General features: G+C 66.0%; 20 protein-coding genes and 1 pseudogene. 7 read left to right on the forward strand and 14 right to left on the reverse strand.

Translation table 11 applies throughout. The annotated features are described in order from the left end of the window. Positions 1-137 precede the first annotated feature (137 nt). Entirely contained in the window at positions 138-1,589 is a 1,452-nt protein-coding gene (locus tag AB0J91_RS11545; RefSeq protein ID WP_363866859.1) for an aldehyde dehydrogenase family protein, read from the reverse strand. Positions 1,590-1,598: 9 nt separating this feature from the next. Further along, positions 1,599-3,083, reverse strand: coding sequence for an APC family permease (locus tag AB0J91_RS11550; protein ID WP_363866862.1), 1,485 nt, complete (start codon positions 3,081-3,083; stop codon positions 1,599-1,601). A 324-nt stretch (positions 3,084-3,407) separates the two neighbouring features. On the opposite strand from AB0J91_RS11550, the gene AB0J91_RS11555 reads away from it, so the two are divergent. After that, the gene (locus AB0J91_RS11555; protein ID WP_363866865.1) at positions 3,408-4,463 is read left to right on the forward strand and encodes a maleylacetate reductase; all 1,056 of its coding nucleotides are present in this window, start codon (positions 3,408-3,410) and stop codon (positions 4,461-4,463) included. Further along, complete coding sequence (locus tag AB0J91_RS11560) at positions 4,460-5,371, forward strand: intradiol ring-cleavage dioxygenase (RefSeq protein ID WP_363866868.1); 912 nt, start codon at positions 4,460-4,462, stop codon at positions 5,369-5,371. Before AB0J91_RS11555 ends, AB0J91_RS11560 begins: the two co-directional genes overlap by 4 nt. 279 nt (positions 5,372-5,650) lie before the next feature. Here the strand turns inward: AB0J91_RS11560 and AB0J91_RS11565 are convergent, their stop codons facing one another. The 7 genes from AB0J91_RS11565 to AB0J91_RS11595 form a co-directional block, all read right to left on the reverse strand. Continuing rightward, positions 5,651-6,214 (reverse strand): TetR family transcriptional regulator, encoded by a 564-nt coding sequence (locus tag AB0J91_RS11565; protein ID WP_363866871.1) that lies wholly within the window; start codon positions 6,212-6,214, stop codon positions 5,651-5,653. A 436-nt stretch (positions 6,215-6,650) separates the two neighbouring features. Further along, a complete protein-coding gene (locus tag AB0J91_RS11570) occupies positions 6,651-7,607 on the reverse strand; it encodes a PDR/VanB family oxidoreductase (protein ID WP_363866874.1) in 957 nt (318 codons plus the stop codon). Between the two features lie 13 nt (positions 7,608-7,620). Beyond that, on the reverse strand, positions 7,621-8,373 hold the full coding sequence (locus AB0J91_RS11575; protein WP_363866877.1) for an SDR family oxidoreductase: 753 nt from the start codon (positions 8,371-8,373) through the stop codon (positions 7,621-7,623). Further along, positions 8,370-8,903, reverse strand: coding sequence for an aromatic-ring-hydroxylating dioxygenase subunit beta (locus AB0J91_RS11580; protein ID WP_363866880.1), 534 nt, complete (start codon positions 8,901-8,903; stop codon positions 8,370-8,372). Before AB0J91_RS11580 ends, AB0J91_RS11575 begins: the two co-directional genes overlap by 4 nt. Beyond that, positions 8,896-10,173, reverse strand: coding sequence for an aromatic ring-hydroxylating dioxygenase subunit alpha (locus tag AB0J91_RS11585; RefSeq protein WP_363866883.1), 1,278 nt, complete (start codon positions 10,171-10,173; stop codon positions 8,896-8,898). The genes AB0J91_RS11580 and AB0J91_RS11585 overlap by 8 nt, the downstream gene beginning before the upstream one ends. Positions 10,174-10,194: 21 nt before the next feature. Continuing rightward, the gene (locus AB0J91_RS11590; RefSeq protein ID WP_363866885.1) at positions 10,195-10,575 is read right to left on the reverse strand and encodes a hypothetical protein; all 381 of its coding nucleotides are present in this window, start codon (positions 10,573-10,575) and stop codon (positions 10,195-10,197) included. A gap of 40 nt (positions 10,576-10,615) precedes the next feature. Further along, the gene (locus AB0J91_RS11595) at positions 10,616-11,740 is read right to left on the reverse strand and encodes a flavin-dependent monooxygenase (RefSeq protein WP_363866888.1); all 1,125 of its coding nucleotides are present in this window, start codon (positions 11,738-11,740) and stop codon (positions 10,616-10,618) included. A gap of 211 nt (positions 11,741-11,951) precedes the next feature. Here AB0J91_RS11595 and AB0J91_RS11600 point away from each other — a divergent pair, with 211 nt between their 5' ends. The 3 genes from AB0J91_RS11600 (at position 11,952) to AB0J91_RS11610 (ending at position 14,409) form a co-directional block, all read left to right on the forward strand. Beyond that, positions 11,952-13,484: an ATP-binding protein gene (locus tag AB0J91_RS11600; protein WP_363866891.1), complete on the forward strand. Its 1,533-nt coding sequence runs from the start codon at positions 11,952-11,954 to the stop codon at positions 13,482-13,484. Between the two features lie 119 nt (positions 13,485-13,603). After that, positions 13,604-14,110 (forward strand): flavin reductase, encoded by a 507-nt coding sequence (locus tag AB0J91_RS11605; protein WP_363866893.1) that lies wholly within the window; start codon positions 13,604-13,606, stop codon positions 14,108-14,110. Positions 14,111-14,127: 17 nt separating this feature from the next. Then, complete coding sequence (locus tag AB0J91_RS11610; protein WP_363866896.1) at positions 14,128-14,409, forward strand: hypothetical protein; 282 nt, start codon at positions 14,128-14,130, stop codon at positions 14,407-14,409. Here the strand turns inward: AB0J91_RS11610 and AB0J91_RS11615 are convergent. Then, positions 14,354-15,036: pseudogene (locus AB0J91_RS11615) on the reverse strand (hypothetical protein); the annotation flags it as partial. The gene AB0J91_RS11610 and the pseudogene AB0J91_RS11615 sit on opposite strands and share 56 nt — an antisense overlap. A gap of 427 nt (positions 15,037-15,463) precedes the next feature. Here AB0J91_RS11615 and AB0J91_RS11620 point away from each other — a divergent pair. Next, complete coding sequence (locus AB0J91_RS11620; protein WP_363866899.1) at positions 15,464-16,756, forward strand: MFS transporter; 1,293 nt, start codon at positions 15,464-15,466, stop codon at positions 16,754-16,756. Positions 16,757-16,824: 68 nt separating this feature from the next. On the opposite strand, the gene AB0J91_RS11625 is transcribed toward AB0J91_RS11620, so the two are convergent. The 3 genes from AB0J91_RS11625 to AB0J91_RS11635 form a co-directional block, all read right to left on the reverse strand. After that, a complete protein-coding gene (locus AB0J91_RS11625; RefSeq protein WP_363866902.1) occupies positions 16,825-17,283 on the reverse strand; it encodes a hypothetical protein in 459 nt (152 codons plus the stop codon). Positions 17,284-17,431: 148 nt separating this feature from the next. Continuing rightward, a complete protein-coding gene (locus tag AB0J91_RS11630) occupies positions 17,432-18,652 on the reverse strand; it encodes a dipeptidase (RefSeq protein WP_363866905.1) in 1,221 nt (406 codons plus the stop codon). Between the two features lie 159 nt (positions 18,653-18,811). Further along, positions 18,812-19,864, reverse strand: coding sequence for a class I fructose-bisphosphate aldolase (locus tag AB0J91_RS11635; protein ID WP_363866907.1), 1,053 nt, complete (start codon positions 19,862-19,864; stop codon positions 18,812-18,814). A gap of 428 nt (positions 19,865-20,292) precedes the next feature. On the opposite strand from AB0J91_RS11635, the gene AB0J91_RS11640 reads away from it, so the two are divergent. Then, complete coding sequence (locus AB0J91_RS11640) at positions 20,293-20,889, forward strand: TetR/AcrR family transcriptional regulator (protein WP_363866910.1); 597 nt, start codon at positions 20,293-20,295, stop codon at positions 20,887-20,889. Positions 20,890-21,053: 164 nt separating this feature from the next. Here the strand turns inward: AB0J91_RS11640 and AB0J91_RS11645 are convergent, their stop codons facing one another. After that, positions 21,054-21,395, reverse strand: coding sequence for a LytTR family DNA-binding domain-containing protein (locus AB0J91_RS11645; protein WP_363866913.1), 342 nt, complete (start codon positions 21,393-21,395; stop codon positions 21,054-21,056). Positions 21,396-21,830: the final 435 nt, after the last annotated feature.

Below are 21,830 nucleotides of genomic sequence, written 5' to 3' on the forward strand. Positions count from 1 at the left end.
TCGGTGCCGATTTTGGACTTCGGTACGACGTACATGTCCGAAGGCGTTGGCAATACTCAGATCTCGGCCGTTTTTGGTCGGGTCCCCACGGCCATCACGTTCAGAGTCAGTGCGAGCATCACGAGGAAGTACACGACTCACAGCACGACGGTGACGGTCTTGGTCTCGGTGTTTGCGAGGATCCCCTCGTAACCGAGTTCGCGGCCGATACCGCTGGCCTTGACTCCGCCCCAGGGCAGTTGCGGGGCCAGGGGCGACCAGCCGTTGACCCCGATTGCGCCAGCGTGCAACGCTGCGGACACGGCGTGTGCGCGGCCGAGGTCGCCGGTCCACACGGTCGCGGCGAGTCCGTAGTCGGTGTCGTTGGCCATGGCGATCGCCTCGGCGTCGATATCGAACGGGATGACCGTGCCGACCGGGCCGAAGATCTCCTCTCGGGCGATGGTCAGGTCGTTGGTCCCGGCGAACACCGTCGGTGCTACGAAGAAGCCCGGACCGTCGACTTCGGATCCGCCGGCGACCAAGCGGGCGCCCTCGGACCTGCCTTTTTCCACATAGCCGGTGACCTTGTCGCGCTGGGAACGGTTGATCAGCGGCCCCATGGTGGTGGCTTCATCGAACGGATCGCCGAGAACCTGTGTTTCCGCAGCAGCCTTAAGTCCGTCGAGGACAGCGTCGTAAAGCCCGCGCTGCACCAAAATCCGAGAACCTGCCGCACAAACCTGACCTTGGTTGGTGAACATCCCGGTCGCCAGACCTTGGATCGCGGTGTCGAGGTTGGCGTCGGCGAAGACGATCTGCGGTGATTTACCGCCGAGTTCCAGGGTTGTGCGGGTGAAGTTGAGCGCGGAGTTGCGCAGGATCCGCCTGCCGACCTCGGTCGAACCGGTGAAGCTCACCTTGTGGACACCAGGATGAATCGCAAGCGCTTCTCCCGTGACCGCCCCGAAACCGGGCAGTACCTGGACGGTCCCGGCGGGGAATCCCGCCTCCTCGATCAAGCTCGCGAGGTGCAGGATCGCCAGTGACGCGTCCTCGGCGGGTTTGACGATCACGACGTTGCCGGCGGCCAGCGCGGGGGCGAGCTTCCAGCCCAGGATCATCAGCGGCGAGTTCCACGGCACGATCGCCGCGATCACACCGAGGGGTTCGCGGCGGGTGTAGGCGTGGGTGGGGGCACCGAAGTAGCCGTCGGTGGTGATGACCTCACCGTTGATCTTGTCCGCCCATCCGGAGTAGTAACGCAGCGACGCGGCCAGGCTCGGCAGGAACAGGCCACTGGCCAGTCCGAAAGGTGCTCCCATTTCGAGGGATTCGAGAGTGGCCAGTATCTGCGAGTCGCGTTCGACGAGATCGGCCAGCCGTGCGAGCAGGACACCTCTCCGCGATGGAGCCACGTCAGCCCAGTGGCCGCGCAGGGCCGCAGTGGCGGCAGTGACGGCGTCGTCGACGTCATGCTCACCAGCGGAGGCAATCTCGGCCAGAGGCTCGCCAGTGCTGGGGTTGACCGCTGTGAAGGTGCCGGCCCTGCCGGGCCTCCAGGCACCTGCGAGGAACAAATTGGTGTGCTGAGTCGTCGCGTCGAGCACGTGCTCTCCTCACGAGTTGTGCGGTCGGGCGGGTTCGGTGGCCTCGACGGTCACGGCTGCGATCTCGTCGCGGGCCGAAACACGACGGGAATTGGCCCAGCCGGCCAGAAATGTCAGCGGGACGAGTACGAGCAGCAAGCCCACCGTCACGGCGCTGCCACCGGTGAGCACGCCGAAGTTGCGCACCACTTGAACGAGGATGCCGAGCATCAGCAGGCTTGCCAGTGCGGGCGCGACGAGAGTGGTCCAGAGGTTCGGTTCCACCCGGTTCCGCCGGAAATAGACGATCACCGCGATCGAAGTGACCGTGTAGAGCACGATCAGGGCGGCGACGCCCAGGCCGCTGAACCAGCTGAACAGGGTGCCAACCGGGTTCATGCCCAGGATCGCGAACGGCACCATGACCACGGCCGCGAGCAGCGACTGACTCAGCGACGCCATTGAGGGCGCCTGATGCCGGTTGGTGCGCTCGAGCACCGGCGGGAACAGTCCTTTGCCTGCCATGGCGTGGAAATAACGTGTGATCATGTTGTGGAACGACAACAACCCCGCGAACAGCGACGTGCACAGCAGGTACTCCGCGGCGGTGCTGGACCACGAACCCAGCACGCTGTCGAGCGGACCGAGCGCGAAGCCCGCGGGGTCACCTGCCAGTGCCGCGCCAGCGGCCTCCCGCACCTGGCCGGCACCGTAGAAGCAGACCAGCATCCACGTCACGAACGACAGGAACACCGCGACGACGATGACGGCGATGTAGGTCGCGCGGGGAACGGTCTTGCGCGGGTTCTTGGCCTCGGACGAGTAGATCGCAGTCGACTCGAAACCGAACATCGAGGCGATCGCGAACATGATCGCGACGCCGGGCGCTCCCGCCAGTACGGCGCCGGGACCGAAGCTCGCCGGTACGTCCAGGGCCGAGACTCCTTTGCTGAACAGCACCGCGACAGCGAAGACGATCAGCAGCAGCAGTTCAAAGCCGACCAGCACGGCCAGCACCTGGGCTCCAAGCTCGATCTTGCGTGAGCCGAGGAAGCACACCATGGCGACGGCTGCGACGACCCACACCCACCACGGTGTTTCCACTCCGAACTGATGGGACAGCAGTCCCGAGACGCTCGCACCGAACAGGCCGTAGAGTGCGAACTGGATCGCGTTGTACGACAGTAGCGCCAGCAGCGAGCCAGCCGCCCCGATCCCGAACCCCAATCCCGCACGGATGACGGCGAAGAATCCGCCGCGGGCGTCGAGATGACGGGTGACCGTGGTGAAGCCGACGGCGAACAGGACGATCACCACGCCAACTACCAGATAGGCGCCGGGCGCGCCGGAACCGTTGCCTAATGCCACGGCTAGCGCGGCGGCACCGACGATGCTGGTCAGCGGCGCCTGCGCCGACAACACGAAGAACAGGATGCCAGGGATTCCGAACGCGTCCCGTTTCAGTGCGGTTCGCGGATCATTCGTGCCGATTTGGGAAATTGAAGCCTTCGCCATTGAACGCCTCCGCCAGTTCGCTTCACGGGCCTTTCGGAAGCAATGCCGCACATGGACACCGCAGGACGATGCTGCTCAGCGTCCTCCCACCGACGGAACTTGTCAAGTGGATAGTTTCTTGATTCAAGCCCCAGCGTCTGATTACACCCCGCCAAGCTAACCCGTCACGCCCTGCCGGAATCATGAACCGCTAACCGAAACTAAGGAAATCCCTTACGGCCGATCGGAACGTTTCTCATTTGACATCGCCAACCTCGGCGCTAGTCTCAACAATTGGTCAGCCGAACATTCGATTCCTTATTCGAAAGGGAAAGCGGGGCGTGGATGCGGTTCCTGCACGACACCTTGCCCCAGCGGGTCCGGTTCGCCACTGGCGACGCCGCGGGGCAACTGTCCGCTGAGATCAGCGAGGCCGGCTTCGAGCGGCCAATGGTGATAGCCGCCGACAACGAGAAGGAACTCGCCGTTCGAGTCACCGAAGGGCTGCCGGTCGCCGTCTGGCACGACGAAGTGATCATGCACGTGCCCGCCGACGTCGCCGCCCGCGCACGCTCCGTCGCACGCGCCCACCACGCTGACGTACTCATCTCCATCGGAGGCGGGTCGACGACCGGGTTGGCCAAGGCGATCGCGCTGGCCACCGGCGTGCCGATCATCGCCGTTCCCACCACCTACGCCGGTTCCGAGGCCACCGATGTGTGGGGGCTGACCGAGAACTCGGCCAAGTCCACCGGCACCGATCGCCGAGTGCTGCCACGCACCGTGGTCTACGACGCGGCACTCACCCTCACCCTCCCCGTGGGGATGTCGGTCGCGTCAGGGCTCAACGCGCTGGCTCACTGCATCGACGCGATGTGGGCGCCACGTGCAGATCCGATCAACGCCACGCTCGCCGGTGAAGGCGCTCGTGCGCTCAACTCCGGTCTGCCTCGGATCGTGGCTGACCCGACCGACCTGGGCGGACGGGAACAGGCGCTGCAGGGCGCCTACCTGTCCGCCGTCGCGTTCGCTTCAGCGGGTTCCGGGTTGCACCACAAGATTTGCCACGTCCTCGGCGGCATGTTCGACCTGCCTCACGCGCAGACCCACGCGGTTGTGCTACCGCACGTGCTGGCGTTCAACGCCCCGGCCGCCCCCGAGGCTGCGCGGCGTATCGCGGCGGCCTTCGACGCCCCCTCGGCCGCTGCCGGGCTGGCGTCCCTGTACACCGCGCTGGAGGCCCCGACCGCTCTGCGCGATCACGGAATGCCCGAGTCCGGGATCGAGCCCGCGGCTGCCGCCGTTCTCGCCGCGGCCCCGTCTGGGAACCCGCGGCAACTGACCTCGGCGAACCTCAACGCGCTTCTGCGCGCGGCTTGGGAAGGAGAACCTCCGCGATGACCACCTCGACCAGCCGGGCCACCGCGCCGGGCACAGACCCGCGGCAGCAGGCCAGGGAGCAGGACCTGCTCGAACGCGTGACGCGCTCGTTCGACTCCTGCGAAAACCCTCGGCTGAAGGAACTCATGGTCAAGCTAGTCGAGCACCTGCACGCCTACATTCGCGACGTCCGGCTCACCGAACCGGAATGGGCTGCGGCGATCGACTTTCTCACCCGGTGCGGTCACATCAGCGATGACAAGCGCCAGGAGTTCATCCTGCTCTCCGACGTGCTCGGCGCTTCGATGCAGACGATCACGGTCAACAATCAGGCTCACGGCGACGCCACCGAAGCGACGGTCTTCGGACCGTTCTTCGTCGACGGCTCGCCCGAAGTCCCCCTCGGCGGCGACATCGCCGGACCTGCATCAGGCGAACCGTGCTGGGTGGAAGGCACCGTCACCAGCACCGACGGCATCCCGCTGCCCGGGGCGCGGATCGAGGTGTGGGAAGCCGACGGCGACGGCCGCTACGACGTGCAGTACGACGACAACCGCACCGCCGGACGGGCCCATCTGCACACCGACGAGGAGGGTGGCTACCGCTTCTGGGCCGTCACTCCCACCCCATATCCCATTCCGCACGACGGCCCCGTCGGCCACCTACTCGAAACCGTCGGTCGCTCCCCCATGCGTGCCTCGCACTTGCACTTCATGGTGAGCCACCCCGGCAGCCGTACGTTGATCACTCACATATTCGTGCGCGGGGACACCCTGCTCGACGTCGACACCGTTTTCGGGGTTAAGGAATCCCTGGTCAAGGATTTTCAGCGCCAGCAACCCGGGACACCGGCTCCCACCGGGCGGGTGATCGACGGACCGTGGTCGCGGGTGCGGTTCGACATCGTGCTCGCGCCCGAAGGCACCTGAGTCTCTGACGAAACGAGCTGCGCTGATGGCCGAACCGAGCGCTTCGGGCGTCAGCAAGAGCGCCGCCCCGCGCATGAACCCCGGCCATGTGATCGTCTCAGGCACCTACCCCCTCCGCTCCGCATACCTTCGCCGAGGTTGTGGAACGAGCACAACGCCGTTGATGCTCGAGGCCAGAACGCGCCGCGAGCATCAACGGGAAGAACACCTGGGCCGAGACGCAAAAGCGAGCACGACTCACATACGCCCTTGGCTGCACGCCCGAGAGTTCGGACCTCGTCAGTCGACGCGATCCACCGCATAGGTTTTGAGCAGGGCGCGCAGCGCCGCGGTAGCTCGCTCGGTGCGATCTGTGTTCCCGAAAGCCGTCTGGTGGAATACGAGACCGTCTATGGCGACGAAGACGAACTCCGCGAGATCCGGGTCATCGAGACCGTGGCGGGCGAGTTCGCGGCGAACCGCGGCGCGGTAGAGATCGTTCGCGCGCTCCATGACGGGGCGGAGTTCGGGCCGGCGTCGCGATTCGATCGTGAGCTCGTACTGGAAAGCCTGTGCGTCGGGGTCAGTGGCGACCAGCGAAACCAAGCCGCTGGCGAACGTGTTGAAGTCCTCCCCCGGCGAGCTGAGTTCCGCGCCTTCGACGCTGCGCTGGACGCAATACGTGAGCGCCGCGTCGAGGAGAGTGGCCCAGTCCCCGAAGTGATACCGGACGGAACCGTGTGTCACGCCGGCCTCGGCAGCCACCGAACGGTACGTCAGTCCGCGCAGGCCCTGCCCGGCGACCACCCGCACTGCAGCTTCGAGCAACGCCTGCCGTCCCGTACCGTAAGCAACCCCTGCCATCGCTTCCCTTCCCACCTGGACCTTCCCACGCATTCTAGTGCGAAACCGGTGGGGCGACGGCTCAGTGAAGTTCGATCTTCAGTCGCGCACTGACCGCCGGGGACACGCAAACGGCCGCAGCGGACAGGCAGCTGTCGCGGTGGTCGGGCACGCCTTCGAGCACACCCGACACACAGGACCCGCGATCTCACCGTAAATCGATGCGACAATGACAGACCGCCCGACACGTGATCACGACGTTATCCGGAATACAGGTCGCCTGCCCAGGCTTGAAGTACCGGGACTTCCTCACCGCCGAAGGCATGGAGGCGCTACCGGAGCTGACCATCGACTGTTGGGAAATCTTCGATGCCGCCGCACCGTGGCAGCATCCCTACCAACATGAGCTGGCGGCACGCGGCGACCGCAGGCAGCGACGAGGCTGGTGGCAGGCGGCTCAGTACAGTTCGATCACCAGTTTGCCGCTGAGCGCGCGAGAGACGCATAGCGCGATCTGGTCGTCGGCTGCCTTTTCAGCTGTGGAGAGGCAGTTGTCCCGATGGTCCGGGGTGCCCGCGACGACTCCGGAGACGCAGGAGCCGCAGATGCCCTCTTCGCACGACTTGAAGACCTCGATGCCGTTCTCCGTCAGCACAGAGAGGATCGATTCGCCTGCCGGGATCTCGAATACCTCCCCAGTGTCGAGCTCGACCGTGAAAGGCTTGTCCTGGCTCGTGTCGACCTCGGTGGCCGCGAAGTGCTCCACATGCACGTGCTGCTCACCGACGACCTGAGCGAAGACCGAGGTGACCTGGTCCATGAAGCCTTGCGGCCCGCAGGTGTAGACGTGGCTAGCGGGGGTGAGCACTGGCGCCACGTCGGCGAGCACGGCGGGCAGTTCGGTCCGGGGAAGCCCGAAGTGCAGGTGCACCCTGTCGCGGAATTCCACCCGGTTCTCGAGCAGATCGGTGAACGCTGCTTTGTCGCGGGAGCGGGCAACGTAGTGAAGTTCGAAATCGGCCGCCTGGCGGTGGAGCTCGTAGGCCATGCTCAGCAGCGGTGTCACGCCGATACCACCGGCGACGAGGACATGCCTGTCCGCGGTTCCGTCCAGTGTCAGCAAGTTTCGGGGCTCGCCGATCTTGAGGCGGTCACCCACCGCCACTCTGTGCAACGCTGCGGAGCCACCTCGTGAGTTCGGCTCATGTTTGACCGCGATGAGCAGGGATGACGGATCGCTGGGTGGGCTGCACAGCGAGTACTGGCGCAGCAGTCCGGTCGGTCCTGTGACGTCGATGTGCGCACCGGCCTGGTACGGGCCGAACGGCTCTCCGTCCTCGCGAACCAGCCGAATGGCACAGATGTCTTCCGTTTCTTGAATGATCTCCGCCACGCGGACCAGGATTTTCGTCATCGTCGCCCCCTTCTCAGCGCATATAGAGGCCGCCGTTGGCGTCCCAGCAGGCGCCGGTGACCGAGGCGGCGCCGGGAGACGCGAGCAGCGCGACCATTTCGGCGATGAAAGCCGGGTCGCCGAGTCGCCCGACCGGGATGTTTTCAGCGTAGGTGTCGAGGTTGTCCTCGCCGATGATCGAACGCACCGCCGAACTGTCCTGGGGTCCTGGCGAGACGGCGTTGACCGTGACGCCACCGTGCGCGAGCTCACGGGCGAAGACCTTGGTCGCCGATATGATCGCCCCCTTGGACGAGGCGTAGTGGCCGCCGGTGGCGGTGCCGCCGTTCTGGCCGGCCAGTGACGCCATGTTGATGATCCGACCGTAGCCCTGATCGGCGAGGTGGGAGCCGAAGATCTGGCAGGCGTGGAAGATGCCGGTGAAGTTGACGGCCATGACGGCATCGAGTTCGTCGGGCGTGATTTCCAGGAGCGGCTTCGCCTGTGTGCGGGCTGCGTTGTTGACCAGGATGTGAACCTCGTTGAAGTCGGCGAGGACGTCGACCAGCAGTCGTTCCAGGGCAGCTCGGTCGCTGACGTCGACGGCGTAGCCCCGTGCTGTGGTGCCGGTTGCGTCGAGGTTCTTGGCAAGCGTGGCCGCGCTGTTGCCGTCGAGGTCGGCAACCGCCACGTGACAACCTTTGGCATGCAGGCAGCGCACGATGAGTTCGCCCAGTCCGTTCGCTCCGCCGGTGACCACGGCGACGCGCCCATCAACGGCGCTCACAGCAGGAATCCCGCGGCAGGAACGACGTCTTCGCTGTCCACGAGCCGGACGACCTTCAACACGACCCGATCGGCCTCCGATCCCTCGTCTGAGAGTCGGATCCGGTGGACGACGTCGGCGGCCCAGACGTCATGCCGACCGCGCTTGTAGGCAATCAGCACCTGTGCCGAGCGCAGCACGACTTCCCCATCGGAAACCGACTCCGGCACGAACCGAGATACCGTGCGCACCGTGCGGGCGGCGTCCACGGCCGCTATGGCGTAACCCTCGATCATCCGGGTTACCCGCATCCGCCGCATCCGGGCGTCGTCGTAGATCATGTTCAACGTGCCGGCGAAGTCGTCGGTGTCGGGCTGGATCGGGACGACGTAGATCCCGTCGTCGGTGAACAGGTCGTTCCACGCGCCGTAGTCCTTGCGGTCCAGCAGCTCGGCTTCGCGCCAGATCAGCTCGATCGCGCGGGCGACACGGGGATCGGTCGTCGGAACCGGAGCGGTGGCCAGGGTGGCGGGTTCGGTTACGTCAGTCATCAGCCATCATTCGCTTCCACTGGTCATACGCCGCGCGCATCCCGGTCTCATCGGTGACGTGAGAGGTCGGCCAGCCCTCGGAACTCAGCTTCTCCCTGCCGAGACCGCGGTTGACCATGATCGGCATTTCCGGGCCGCCCCGCGCTCCGCGCTGAACGCGATCCCAGCCCTCGGCGTCGTCGGGTGTGCCGAATCCGAACGGTCCCTGGAAATGTTCGTGCACGCGCAGCCTGTCGCGGTTGACGATGTCGATCTCGGGCGGGCCGTCCGGGCCGATGGCGATGTGCTCGATCCAGGTTTCATCGACCGCGACCGGGCGCAGCACCCGAAAGAACGCGGAGGACATCGATACGTTCGGGAAGAGGTTGAGATTGAATCCGGTGCCGTGCATCGCGCGGACCAGCCTCCGCACCTGGGCCTGGTCGAAGCTTTTCGACAGCTCCTCGACGAGGTGGTCGAAGCGGCCTTGGAGCGGTTCGCTGCCGTCGTCTGCGTCGAGGTCGGAGTGCTCGGGCACCATCTGCATGACGCTGTGGCCGTTGCCGAGATCGTGGGTGATCGCCTCGGGGTCGGTCATGAACGACATCATGTCGGCGGTCTCGGCGTCGACCGAGGCCATCCAGGATCGGTGCACGATCGGGAAATGGTAGCCGTCGGTGGTGTTCTCGAGCTGGATCTTCCAGTTTCCCCGGAACTTGAACTGGTGCTTGCCGAGGACCTTGATCGGGTATCCGCCGCCCTGCTTCATGAAGCGGTCGATCCAGAGCCGGGCGTGGCCGAGGAACTCCTCCAGCGGCTCGATGTCGTCGTTGAACGTCGCGAACACCAAGCCGCCATAGACATCCGTGCGCAGCTTCTTCAGCGGCAGGTCACGCTTGTCGACGAGCCCTTCGTATCCCTCGGGGTACGGGATGCCGCGCAGCGTCCCGTCGAGTCCGTAGGACCAGGCGTGGTAAGGGCAGGTGAAACCGTTGGCCTTGCCCTGGGGCTTCTCGCAGAGGCTCGCGCCCCGGTGACGGCACCGGTTGAGCAGCGTGTGCAGAACGCCTTTGCGGTCGCGGGTCACGATCACGGGCTGGCTGCCGACGTAGGTCGACTTGAACGTGCCCGGCTCGGGCAGCTCGCTTTCGTGGGCGACCCACACCCAGGTGCGTTCGAAGATCTTGGCGAGCTCCTGCTCGAAGATCCCGGGGTCAGTGTAGAGACGGCCGGCGACCCGATCGCCGAACACCAAATCGGCGGGCGCGACGTCGTAGACATTCTCGATCATCACAGTGTTCTCCGTCCAGAGTCAGTCGGGAAGCTCGACGTCGTCGCGCACGGTGAGGGCACGGCCGATGCGGGCCTCGATCTTGGCGAACCGCCAGAGTTTGACCTCGCCCTCGCCCACCGGCGTGGTGCGGAAGAGGTTGCAGGCGGTCTTCACCGTCGCCTGGGTGTCGACGTCGGCCAGGATGTAGCAGGTCCAGGGCCAGCCGTCGGACGGGCCGACCATGTGGGAGTCGTCGTCGATGTCGCCGATGAAGTTCACTCCCGGCAACGTCTTAATTCCGTCCATCATGGACACGAACGCCTGCCAGACATGGCCGTGGGTGAGCTGGTCGGCGGGTAGATCGAAGAAGTTCTGGTTGATGCCGATGCAGAACAGCACGCGCAGGGGCGTTGGGCTCATCCCGATCTCCTTGAGGTGGTGCGCCGGACTGGTCACGTGGTCAGCGAAAGCCGCGGGTCGTCGGCGGTAGTCCCATGAGGACGGCTCCGGCCGAGTCGTAGATGGACGGGCCGAGGAATGCGTGCTGCTTGGGCACCAGTGCATCGCCTGCGAGGTCCTGCAGTGGGTGGCCGGTGTAGATCGGTGCGGTGCCGGAGATCTCGACCAGGCCGCTCACGACGTCGGACGAGGTCTTGGCCAGGTGCGCCGACGCGAGCCGCAGTTGCGCGTTCTGCTCGTCCGTGGCGGTATTCCCGGCGAGGACGGTCGTCCACACGTCATCACTCAGGTCGTAGAACCAGGCGCGGGCCGACCGCAGCGCCGCCTCAGCGCGGGCGACCTCGGTGCGGTAGTAGGCGCGCTCGGCGAGCTTCGGCGCCCCGGTGATGCCGGTGTAGTCGCCGCCGATCTGCTTGGCGTGGTCCAACGCGGCGCGTGCCACACCCGCGCCGACGACGGCCAGCACCTGGGAGGCATAGGCGATCGTCGGATAGTGGTAGAGCGGTTCGTTCACGGTGGGCTCACCGCCGCGGATGAAGGTCCATTCGCGGGGCACCTCCACCCCACGTACTACGACGTCGAAGGAACCGGTGGCACGCATACCGACCACGTCCCAGTCCTGAACGATCTCGCACTGCTCCGGCCGCAGCACCGCAGTGCGCGGCTTGCCGTCGGACGCCTCGTCACCGGGAAGCCCCACGCCCAACACGTCGGCACCCATGCAACCACTGGCGAACTTCCAACGACCATCGACAAGGAACCCCCGCTCGGTGCTCTCGGCGGCCTGCGGGGGGAACAAGCCGCCCGCGAACGCCACATCCGGACTGTCGTGGTAGAGCTCCGCCTGGGTGTCGACGGGCAGCGCGGCCAAGTAGATCTGCGCGGAGCCGAAGCTGGCCACCCAGCCGGTCGAGCCATCCACGACGGAGATGCGTTCGATCTTGTCCAGGAACTCGGCAGGGGGCAGCGGTTTTCCGCCGAACCTGCCGGGGGTGGCGGCGCGGTAGATGCCGACCTGCTTGAGGCGGGCAATGAAGTCCTGGGGGACATACCGCTGCTCGCGGAACTCGAGCCTTCGTGCGGCGAGCTCAGCGAGCACATCGTCGAAATCGACAGCACCACTCACGGAGTTGCTCGCTTTCGCGGCGGTCGAATGACCAGCCTCCTGTGTGTGCACCATCGTGCCTCCTCGTCATTGCAGGTTGCTCATCGACAGTAAGCAGCCGAAAATGGTGCGCGGAATTGGTATTGCCCATGCCCGTGCTAGGAATCGCTCTCCCAGACGTAAGGGAATTCTTCAGCGCGCCTCACGGGTTCGGCTGACCTACGCTGTAGGGATGCAGGTCGATCCACACGCACCGGAACTGGTCACGAACGATTTCGTGGCGATGATGAACGCCAGCCGGATGTGCGTCCTCCTGCACGACGCCGAGACCAAGAGAATCCTGTGGGCCAACCCGGCGGCGTGCGACATGCTCGGCTGGAGCGTCAGCGAGCTGCGGCCGCTCAAAGCGAACGACATGAGCAGCTCCGCGCAGCAGTACGATCGCGTGCTCGGCCGCGCCTGGCTGCAGGAAGCCGTGGAAAAGGGCGCGAATCGGATCGAGTGGCACTACCGGACGAGGGCGGGGCGGGTGATCCCCACCGACGCGATCGGCGTGCGTGTGGAACTGGCTCAGGGGCCAGCGGTGATGGTGCAGTTCCGCGACATCGAACGCGAGCAGGAGATCGAGCAGGAATTGCGGCTGACCACCTCCTACATCGAGGCACTGGCCCACCACACCTCCACGATCGCGCTGATGTTGGACGCCACCGGCGCGGTGCGCTTCGCCACCGACACGGCGCTCTTCCTGCTTGGGGCCGAATCCGGACAAACACTTGGTCAGCTGGAGCACTACGGCAAACTCTTGCTGGATGGCTGTCCATCCACATGGGACGCAGTGATTGGCCGAGCCGACCCGGTGACCGTCGTGCAGATGTCGATTCCCGGTGACGAGGATGCGCCGGTGTGGCTGGAAGGCAGCATTGAGCGGCTGAACAATGCAGGCGACGACGCACTGCTGATGATCCTGCACGACGTATCAGGGCGGGTGCACGAGGAAGTACGCCGGAAACGCGAACTGCAGCAGGAGAACTACCTGGCGCGCTACAACGCCATGGGCGACATGGCCATGGCGATCGCGCACGAGCTGGGCCAGCCACTTGCCGCTGCGGGCAACTTCCTAGCTGGGGCCACCCGACGGGCCGAGGCGATGGAAGCAGTGGGCAAGCTATCCAGAGCCGCGGCCGCCCAGCTGACCTTCGGCATCGACCACGCCGTCCACCAGATCGACCGCGCCAGCACGATCGTCAACGCGGTGCGTGCCTTCGTCGGGCACCTCGAGCACGTTCGGCAGGTCGTGGACCTCGGCGAGGTGGTCTCCGAGTGCCTGTACTTCGTGCGACTGCGCGCGAAGACGGCTGCAGTCGAAGTCGTCGTCCGGCAGCATCCCGATCCGGTACCGGTCCTTTGCGAGCGGGTGCTCACCGGGCAGGTGCTGCTCAACTTCTGCTTCAACGCGATCGAAGAGATGGTCGCGTGCCCGCCCGACCGGCGCCACGTCCTGATCAGCATCGGCCTGGACGGCGACCAAGGTGTGCTCACCGTGGACGACCGCGGTCGCGGGGTGCGGCACGACCCGTTCGCGGAATCGTTCACCTCCAAGAAGCACGGCAGCGGCATCGGGCTCGCGCTGTCCTACCGCATCATCACCCGGCAGCACGGCCGGATCTGGGCCGAGCGGCGCCCGGAGGGCGGCTCCTGCTTCGGCTTTGCGCTCCCACTCGCAGAGCCGGAAGGAAACGCCGCGTCGCTTCGGGGAAATCCTTAGCGACGCCGGAAGAACTCGCGATTCCCCACCCCTCGCCGCCGGGCGTACGTTCGAGGCCCACCCGGTACCGAACCTAAGTGGGCTCTGCGTTAGCCCGCCCGGTCGCCACAGGAGGAATCGTGCCCGAACTGACCCGCACGCAGCGCGAGTTCCGCGCCGCGATGGCAAATTTGTCGGCAGCGGTCAACGTCGTCACCACCGATGGCCCCCGAGGCCGAGCGGGCATGACGGTGAGCGCAGCCTGTTCCGTCACCGACGCCCCGCCAACGGTCCTGGTTTGCGTCAACCGGTCCAGCCGCTCACACGACATCCTGATCGGAAACGGCCGCATCGCGGTCAACGTGCTCGGCCCGGACCACGAAGACCTCGCGATGCACTTCGCCGGATCCACCAAAGTTCCGACGGCGCAGCGCTTCGACGACGGTCCATGGGACCTGGACACCCACGGTGTTCCCGTACTGAAGAGCGCGACCGCGACGGTGGTGGGCAGCATCGCGGCGGAACGAGCGCTTGGTTCGCATTCAGTGCTGTTCGTCGCAGCGGAGACCGTGATTACCAGCAACGACAATGGCGCCCTGGTGTACTTCCAACGCCAGTTCCACAGCCTGGGCACCCCGGCCGCTTGACCAGGAGGGGATCCCGAGTGAAAGCACCCACCACCTCAATCGGCGCTCGGATGACGCTGACCTGCTACAACGACACCCATGGCTACGGTTGGCGGCATGTGGACCTGTTCGTCCACGATGCCGAGGGCCGCGAGCTGAACTGGGTGCACTGGCAAGTGACCCAAGACGGCCCGGACGCCGCCGACGCGGTCACCGCGAAGATCGAGCCTCTGCTGCGGCGCACCTCCGAGTGGCGGCACGGCGTCAGCGAGAGCGGGATGGACTACTGGGTCGCCGACGCCGCATGGGACGAGGAGTGACTGCCGCGCGGGACCTGCACCGACCGTGGCCCTTGAGGCGCCTCGTCGCTGCGTTGATCGGGGCACCACGACTCCCGCTGACGCACTGGCGCGCTCGCGCGCGGAACGTCCAGAGTCCGGTGTGGTCGACCGGCATGATCGGCCAGTCCTCGGGGCGCACGAAATGACTCAACCCAAAGGTGTGCCACACGGCGACGTCCTCGCCGTCCACGGATCGGTTCCCGGCTGCGTAGGCAGGAAGTTTGTCACTCCGGGATTTTGGTTGACCTTGTAGCCGGAGGGCCACAGTGCGCGGTCGTACTGCGTGACCCACAGGTGCCTTTGAGCGAAAGTGGCACGATTGGTGATCGACGACCCGGGATCAGCCAGCACTATCGGCTTCCCCTCTGGGAAGAGCACGTATGCGGTGGGCTGGCCCCTCCGATTTGAGCGCTCGGCACTCGAGACCGCCCACACCCTGTTGAGATGGTTCGCCGCAACCCGCTGCGTCTCGTGCTCGGTGCTCAACCGGATGCGGGTCCGGCCGATGGCGTTGCCCCACAGATTGCCTTCACCGGCAGAGATCGGGGCCACCGCCAACTCGTCCACCTGGTTGCGGACCCGGTCCACCATGAGATCCAGACGCGCCGAGAAAAGATGCTAGCGCACCGGAACCCCGAGCCCCGGAGACCTCCGAGTAGCTACCCACAGCGGCTGCGCCGCTCGGCCATGCGCCCAACTTTCCAAACTGGGTCAATGTGCGTGATTTCCAGGCGCTGACACCGGAGGCGAACCGGACTGGCTGCGGCTGTGTCTGGTGCAGGAAGCGCATCAGGGCCCTACGCACGGCGGGAAACCCTGTCGGCCGTTGGGGATTCCCTTAGCAGGGTTGCCGGTATTTCCAATAGGCGGCCGCATGACCTGGTGATTTTCTCTGGCGAACGATTCCGCACATCTCCAAGAGCGCTGCGGGGCAGCGCTCTTCCGGCAGTCGTTCCGAACGTCAATCCGAGGAGGCCGCACCGCCATGAGACCCTCGTCAGAAACCGAACCCCAACGTTCCAGCCTGGCACGGGTGGCTTTCGCCAGCGGGGTCGGGACCTCGCTGGAATTCTACGATTTCGCCATCTACGGAACCGCCACCGCCCTCGTGTTCTCCGACACCTTCTTCCGCACCGATGACCCGTGGTTCAGCACGTTCATGGGGCTGGCGGCGTTCGGGATCGGCTTCCTGATGGCCCCGCTGGGCGCGGTCCTGTTCGGCTGGATCGGAGACCGCCGGGGCCGACGCACCGCCCTGCTGCTCACGTTCATCGGCATGGGCGCGGCGACCATCCTCATGGGACTCTTGCCGTCATACGCGACGATCGGCGTAGCGGCACCGCTGTTGCTCGTGTGCCTTCGCCTGGTGCACGGCCTGTGCCGGGGCGGTGAGACCGGCGGCGCCGCCGTGCTGGCCATGGAGCACGCCCCACCGGAACGACGAGCCCTGTGGGGTGTGTTCACCGCCCTCGGCTCGCCGTTGGGCACGATCCTGGCCAACGGCGCCTTCATGCTCGTTCTGTTCCTCCCCGCGGACGCCGTGGCGGACTGGGGCTGGCGGCTGCCCTTCCTGTTCGGTGGGTTCGTGCTGGTGCTCGGCCTGTGGGTCCGCCGTGGTGTCCGGGAGAGCCCGGTGTTCCGGAAGATCCACGAGTCGGGCGAGCTGGAGACGCGCCGAGCTCCGGTGGTGGAGGTGGTCCGCTCGAACTGGCGCCGAGTACTGCTGGCCGCCGGAGTGAACATAGGCCTGAACTCCACGACCTTCGCCCTGTCGATCTTCATGCTGTCCTACACCACAGCCGCCGCACCGGACGGCCTCGGCCTGCCGCGCCAGGCGGTCGTCAACGCCAGCATCATCGGCCTGCTGCTGCACGGTGCCGCCAACGTCGCCGCAGCCGTGCTGTCCGACCGGTTCGGCCGCCGCCCGGTGATGATCACCGGTGCCGTCACCTCGATCATCGCCGCCCTGGTCATCTTCCCGCTGTCCACGCAGGGCACAGTCGGCGCAGCCGGGCTGGCGATCGCACTCGGCTTCACCACCACCGGGATCCTCTTCGGACCGATGTACGTCTATTTCGGCGAGCTCTTCCCACGCGAGCAACGACAGACCGGGATGGGCATCGCTTTCCACGTCGGCGCGGTGCTCGGCGGCGGTATCTCGCCTCTGGTCGCCAACCGGATCCTCGCCGCCACTGAGGACGCCTCGAACATCGGTTATTACCTCGCATGCGCGCTCGGACTCACTCTGGTCTGTCTGGCAGTGCTGCCCGAGACCGCACCCCAGCGGGTCACACCACCGGCTCCCGCACCGGAGCCGACGACGTGACCCCGTTCCGGATCTTCCGGAGCGCCATTCGATCCCAGGCCTCGCGTTCGTTCCCCTTCTTCGCGGCATTACGGCTGCTCCTGGTCGACTTCACCTGGGTACGAATGATCGGATTCCTCCGAGCGCAGGTCGAGGGTGAGTTGTCCGCCGTCGACCACCGTCAGCGGCGTGAACGGGTCGGGATTGCGCGAGAGGCACTTGGCGCAGTCGACCGGCAAAGTGACGGGCTCGTGTCTTCCGGCTAAGCCAGATCCGTCCAGCGGCTGGTGGCACGCCGGCGCTGGGAGCTTCAGCCCGCCAACCCAGTCTCGAAGCTCCACCTCGTGAACCCGGCGATCGGTGGCGGGCTGGCGGAGGTCGCGGTTCCGGAATCGGGCACATTCCTGCTCCGACATGCGCTTGAGCAACAGCGAGGTCGGATCCTGACGACGCTCTGCGAAGATACCGACGCCTGCGCCGACCACAGCACCCACTGCGGTGCCGACAACCGGCACCGGGATCATCAGCGTCAGCCGCCACTGAGGCACCGAAAACCAACACCACTTTCCAACGACAAGGCCGTCAACACAGCGCACGCCCGGCTACGCGGACCGGGAGAACGCGCGAGCGCCCAGCTCAAATCGTGGATTACCAAGATCAAGATCGCCGGTTCGATGTGCGACTGCGTCGCACGCATCAGGCCGGGGGTCGTGCGAGGTCGTCGAGCTCGGTGATCGTGGCGTTGGACGGGGGTTCCACGCGGCCGAGTTCGGAGGCGGTGCGCTGCGCGTCGCGGAGGACCCGCACCGCGTTCGACCAGGTCAGCTTCGCGAGGTCGGAATCGGACCAGCCCCGGTCCATGAGCTCGGCGATCAGGCGCGGATAGCCGGAGACGTCGTCGAGCCCCGAAGTGGTGGAGGTGGTCCCGTCGAAATCCCCGCCGATGCCGATGTGGTCGACCCCGGCGAGCGCGCGCATGTGGTCCAGGTGATCGGCGACGACCGGGACCGTGGCGCGCGGACGGGGGTGAGTCGCCTCGAACTCGCTTCGCACCGCCACCGCCTCCGGCGTCCTGTCACCGTGGTGCAGTCCGCGGTCCCGCATGTGAGCTCTGAGCGCCCGGTTCCACTCCCCCACCTCGGACACCAGGAACTCCGGGACGAAGGTCACCATCGCCACGCCTCCGTTCGCGGGCAGCGCGGCGAGCACCTCGTCGGGAACGTTGCGCGGGTGGTCGCACACCGCCCGTGCCGACGAGTGCGAGAACAACACCGGCGACCTGCTCGCACGGAGTGCGTCGCGCATCGTGTCCGCGGAGGTGTGGGAGAGGTCGACCAGCATCCCCAGCCGGTTCATCTCGCGGACGACCTCCTCACCGAACCGCGTCAGCCCGCCCGCGGCGGGCTCGTCCGTCGCCGAGTCCGCCCACGGGACGTTGTCGTTGTGCGTCAGGGTCATGTACCGAACGCCCAGCGCGTGCAGGGCACGCAGCGTCGCCAGCGAGCATGCGATGGAATGGCCTCCCTCGGCGCCCATCAAGGAGGCGATCACACCGCGCTCCCGAGCGGACTCCACGTCCTCCGCCGTGAACGCGGCTCGCAGGGCCTGCGGGTAGCGGGCGATGAGGGAGCGCACGCAGTCGATCTGCTCGAGCGTCGCGCTGACCGCGCTGTCACCTCGCAGCGACGAGCGCACGTACACCGACCAGAACTGCGCGCCGACACCGCCAGCCCGCAGACGACGGAGGTCGGTGTGCAGAGTCCCCGACTGGTCCGTGGCGATGTCGCGGCGGTCGAGGTCGTAGCGGACCTGTTCGCGCAGCGCCCACGGCAGGTCGTTGTGACCGTCAGCGACCGGGTATCGCGCCAGCAGCGCGCGAGCGCGGCTCATCGCCGCGGCTCCTGGCTGGAGGCTCATCCACGGCACCCCTTTCACACGTCATGCCGAGGCACCGATCGGACCGGCAGTTGCGCCGGTCCGATCGGCTTTTCCATTCGCTGAGAGCGTTCTTCGACTAGCCCCGGGGGTCCCGCACCCCAGGCCGGTTGATGCCGCGCCCGCGCGCGGCCTCCGCTCTCAGCGCGCTGCGGCGTTGGCGACGGCGCGCACGCACAGCGCCCGCTGGGCGTCCTTCCACTTGCCGTCCTCGCCCCGCCACGTCTCCAGAGCCGGCCCGACCAGCGCTCGCCCGAAGGAATAGGTGAGCTCCCAGGGCAACTCGCCGCAGTTCTGCATGGCCCCGAGGTGACGGGTCGCCGTCTCCGGGCTTTGGCCACCCGAGAGGAAAGCGATGCCCGGCACGGACGGTGGCACCGTGTCGCGCAGGGTGTCCACTGTGGTCTGCGCGACCTCCTCGACTCCTGGCTGCTCCGGGCAGTCCTTACCCGCCACCACCATGTTGGGCTTGAGGACCATGCCGTCGAGCTTCACCTGCATCAGATCGAGCTCGTCGAACAAGGTCCGGAGCACCGCCCTCGTCACCTGCTGGCACTGCGCCAGCGAGTGGTCGCCGTCCATCAGCACCTCGGGTTCCACGATGGGCACCAGTCCCCCTTCTTGGCAGAGACCGGCGTACCGCGCCAGCGCGTGCACGTTCGCGCGCACCGCCCGCTCGGTGGGTTGCCCCTTGCTGATCGTGATCACCGCGCGCCACTTGGCGAAACTCGCCCCGAGACTCACGTACTCGGCGACACGTTCGCGCAAGCCGTCAAGGCCTTCGGTGACCTTCTCGCCCGGGGCCCCGGCCAGCGGTTTGGCCCCGGTGTCGACCTTGATCCCCGCGAGAATCCCCATCTCCGCGAGCGCATCGGGAAAGCTCCGTCCATCCGACAGCTTCTGGCGCATGGTGTCGTCGGCCAGGATGATTCCGCTGATCGAGTCGACCAGGTCAGGAGTGGTGACGATCAATTCACGATAAGCGCGCCGGTTCTCGTCAGTGGCCTTCACTCCGACACCTTCCAAGCGGGAAGACATCGTTCCGATGCTCTCATCGGCCGCGAGCACGCCCCGCCCGCTCGAAACAAGCGTGTTGGCGATTTCAGTCAAGGTCGACATTTTCTTTACGCCTCCTAGCGCGCGGTATTTCAAACCGGGCGGCCGGTTCAGAATTGCTGACTGCTCAATGCTCAAGCAGAGGTCGTTGCGACCGACTCCTGGTGCAGCCGGCCATCGCCACTATGTCCAAGCGGTGGCTGCCTCGGGGGCTAGGCCGATTGTTCCGCGCCGCCCTTCCTCAGCCTTGCGGTTCTCATCCACATCTAGGACGCGTACCGAGTAGTCAGGCTGCACGGATCTGTACGTCTGGTCAACATATTCGGCACGAAACGACAGCCCTGCGCCACGAACGGTCCCCACATTCGCCCGGGTGGATCCATTCCGGCACCGCACCGCAACACCGATCGCAGACGTTCGCGGCACCTCTCCTGTTCAATTCGGGAACGAAAATCCCTACACACCACCATTCGCGCCGCGAACCCGTTGCACAATCCTGACCACGCGGCTATCCTGACCTGGATCATCAGGATCAACAATTCCTTACTCCGATCAGGAGTGCGTCTGTGTCACCAACGGAGCACGCTGAGAACAAACGAGAACTCATCATCAAGGAAGCCTCGCGGATGATGTACGAGCGCGGCACCGGACTGGGGGTGGACACGCTCGTCAGCGAGATCGGCGTGGCCAAGATGACGCTGTACAAGCATTTTCCGACCAAGACGGACCTCATCGTCGCTTGCCTGCATCATCTCGATGATTGCCATCGAGCGCGCTTGAGCGGAGAAGTCGACTGGTCATCATCACCCAAGGAGCGATTGCTCTCGGTCTTCGACTCTCTTCGAGAGTGGTTCGCATCACCCTCTTTTCGAGGCTGTGCCTTCGTCAACGCGACCGTCGAGCTCGCGGACACCTCACCGCCGGTCCGAAAAGCGGTTCGCGAGCACAAGAACGCCATGCGGGCGTGGGTGGTGAAACTCGTGGAGGAATGCGAGTTGCCCAACGCGGACTTCGTCGCGGGTCAGATCGCGCAGCTGATGGAGGGGGCGACCACGACGGCCCTGCTCGAGCGGGACCCCGCAGTGGCCGACATCGCACATGCCACGGCTTTGCAGGTCCTGGAGAAGGCCAAGGAGGCGACGGCCTCTCCCCCGCCTCATTGAGAAGATCTCTTGCCGAGGGACTCCCGGAGAGCGCGACTCGATCCGAGACATGTCGCCCGACATGTGGTGGCCGGGGATCGAAAATGGTTCTGAGCGTGAAGGATTGCGCGCACTCGCGTGGCGGGCCGGACGAGTCCGGCCGCAAGTGCGCGCATCGATGATGCTCACAGGCCCAGCGCTTCGGTGACGAACTTCGCCCGTCGACGAGACACCGGAACTATCTCGCGGTAGTTCTCGACGATGAGCTCGAGCTCTCCTCCATCCTTCCGCGACACTTCTCGGACGCGGTTCAAGTTCACGAGGTAGCTCCGGTGAACTCGTACGAAGCCGCATTCCGAGTACTTGTCGTCGATGTTGTCTATTCCGTCTGTCGCGCACCGGAACCGCCCGAGGTCGGTCCTCAGCCACACGGCCCTTCCGACGGCCTCGGCCACGATCACCTCGGCGATGTCGAACAGGACCTGCCGGTCCCCTTTGATTCCGACAACACGTCGCGTCGACCCCAATGCATCCTCCCGTAGCATTGTTTCGGAAGCCACTCGCTCGTCCGGCCCTGCCCGGGTAGTGATACCCGGAGCCTTCAACGGTGTTTCCGTTGGTGTTCCTTGGATTTCGGTGGCCGGACCAGAACCGCGTGCAGCGATCCCGGTCGACCACCGCGGTCCCCGTCCGATGAACGAGGCGCCGTAACCGGGTGATTAACGCCTTCGCCCATCAAGCAGACGCGAGGCCCGCGAAGCAGGAGTCATGGCTAGGACGGAGAGAACTCCGGTCGGGTGGTGGCGCGTCGTGCGCTCGCACCCGACCGGAGGTCTCCCGGCGTCACGCCGCGAACGGCGCTAGTTCCCGGTCAGTCTGGTAGGGCGAAGACGATCAGTGCGCTGCCGTGGCCTGCGCCGAGCATGCCGGGGATGATGCCTTCCAGCCAGCCGCCCCAGCCG

The sequence above is a fragment of the Saccharopolyspora sp. NPDC049357 genome (assembly GCF_040677225.1).
GTDB lineage: Bacteria > Actinomycetota > Actinomycetes > Mycobacteriales > Pseudonocardiaceae > Saccharopolyspora.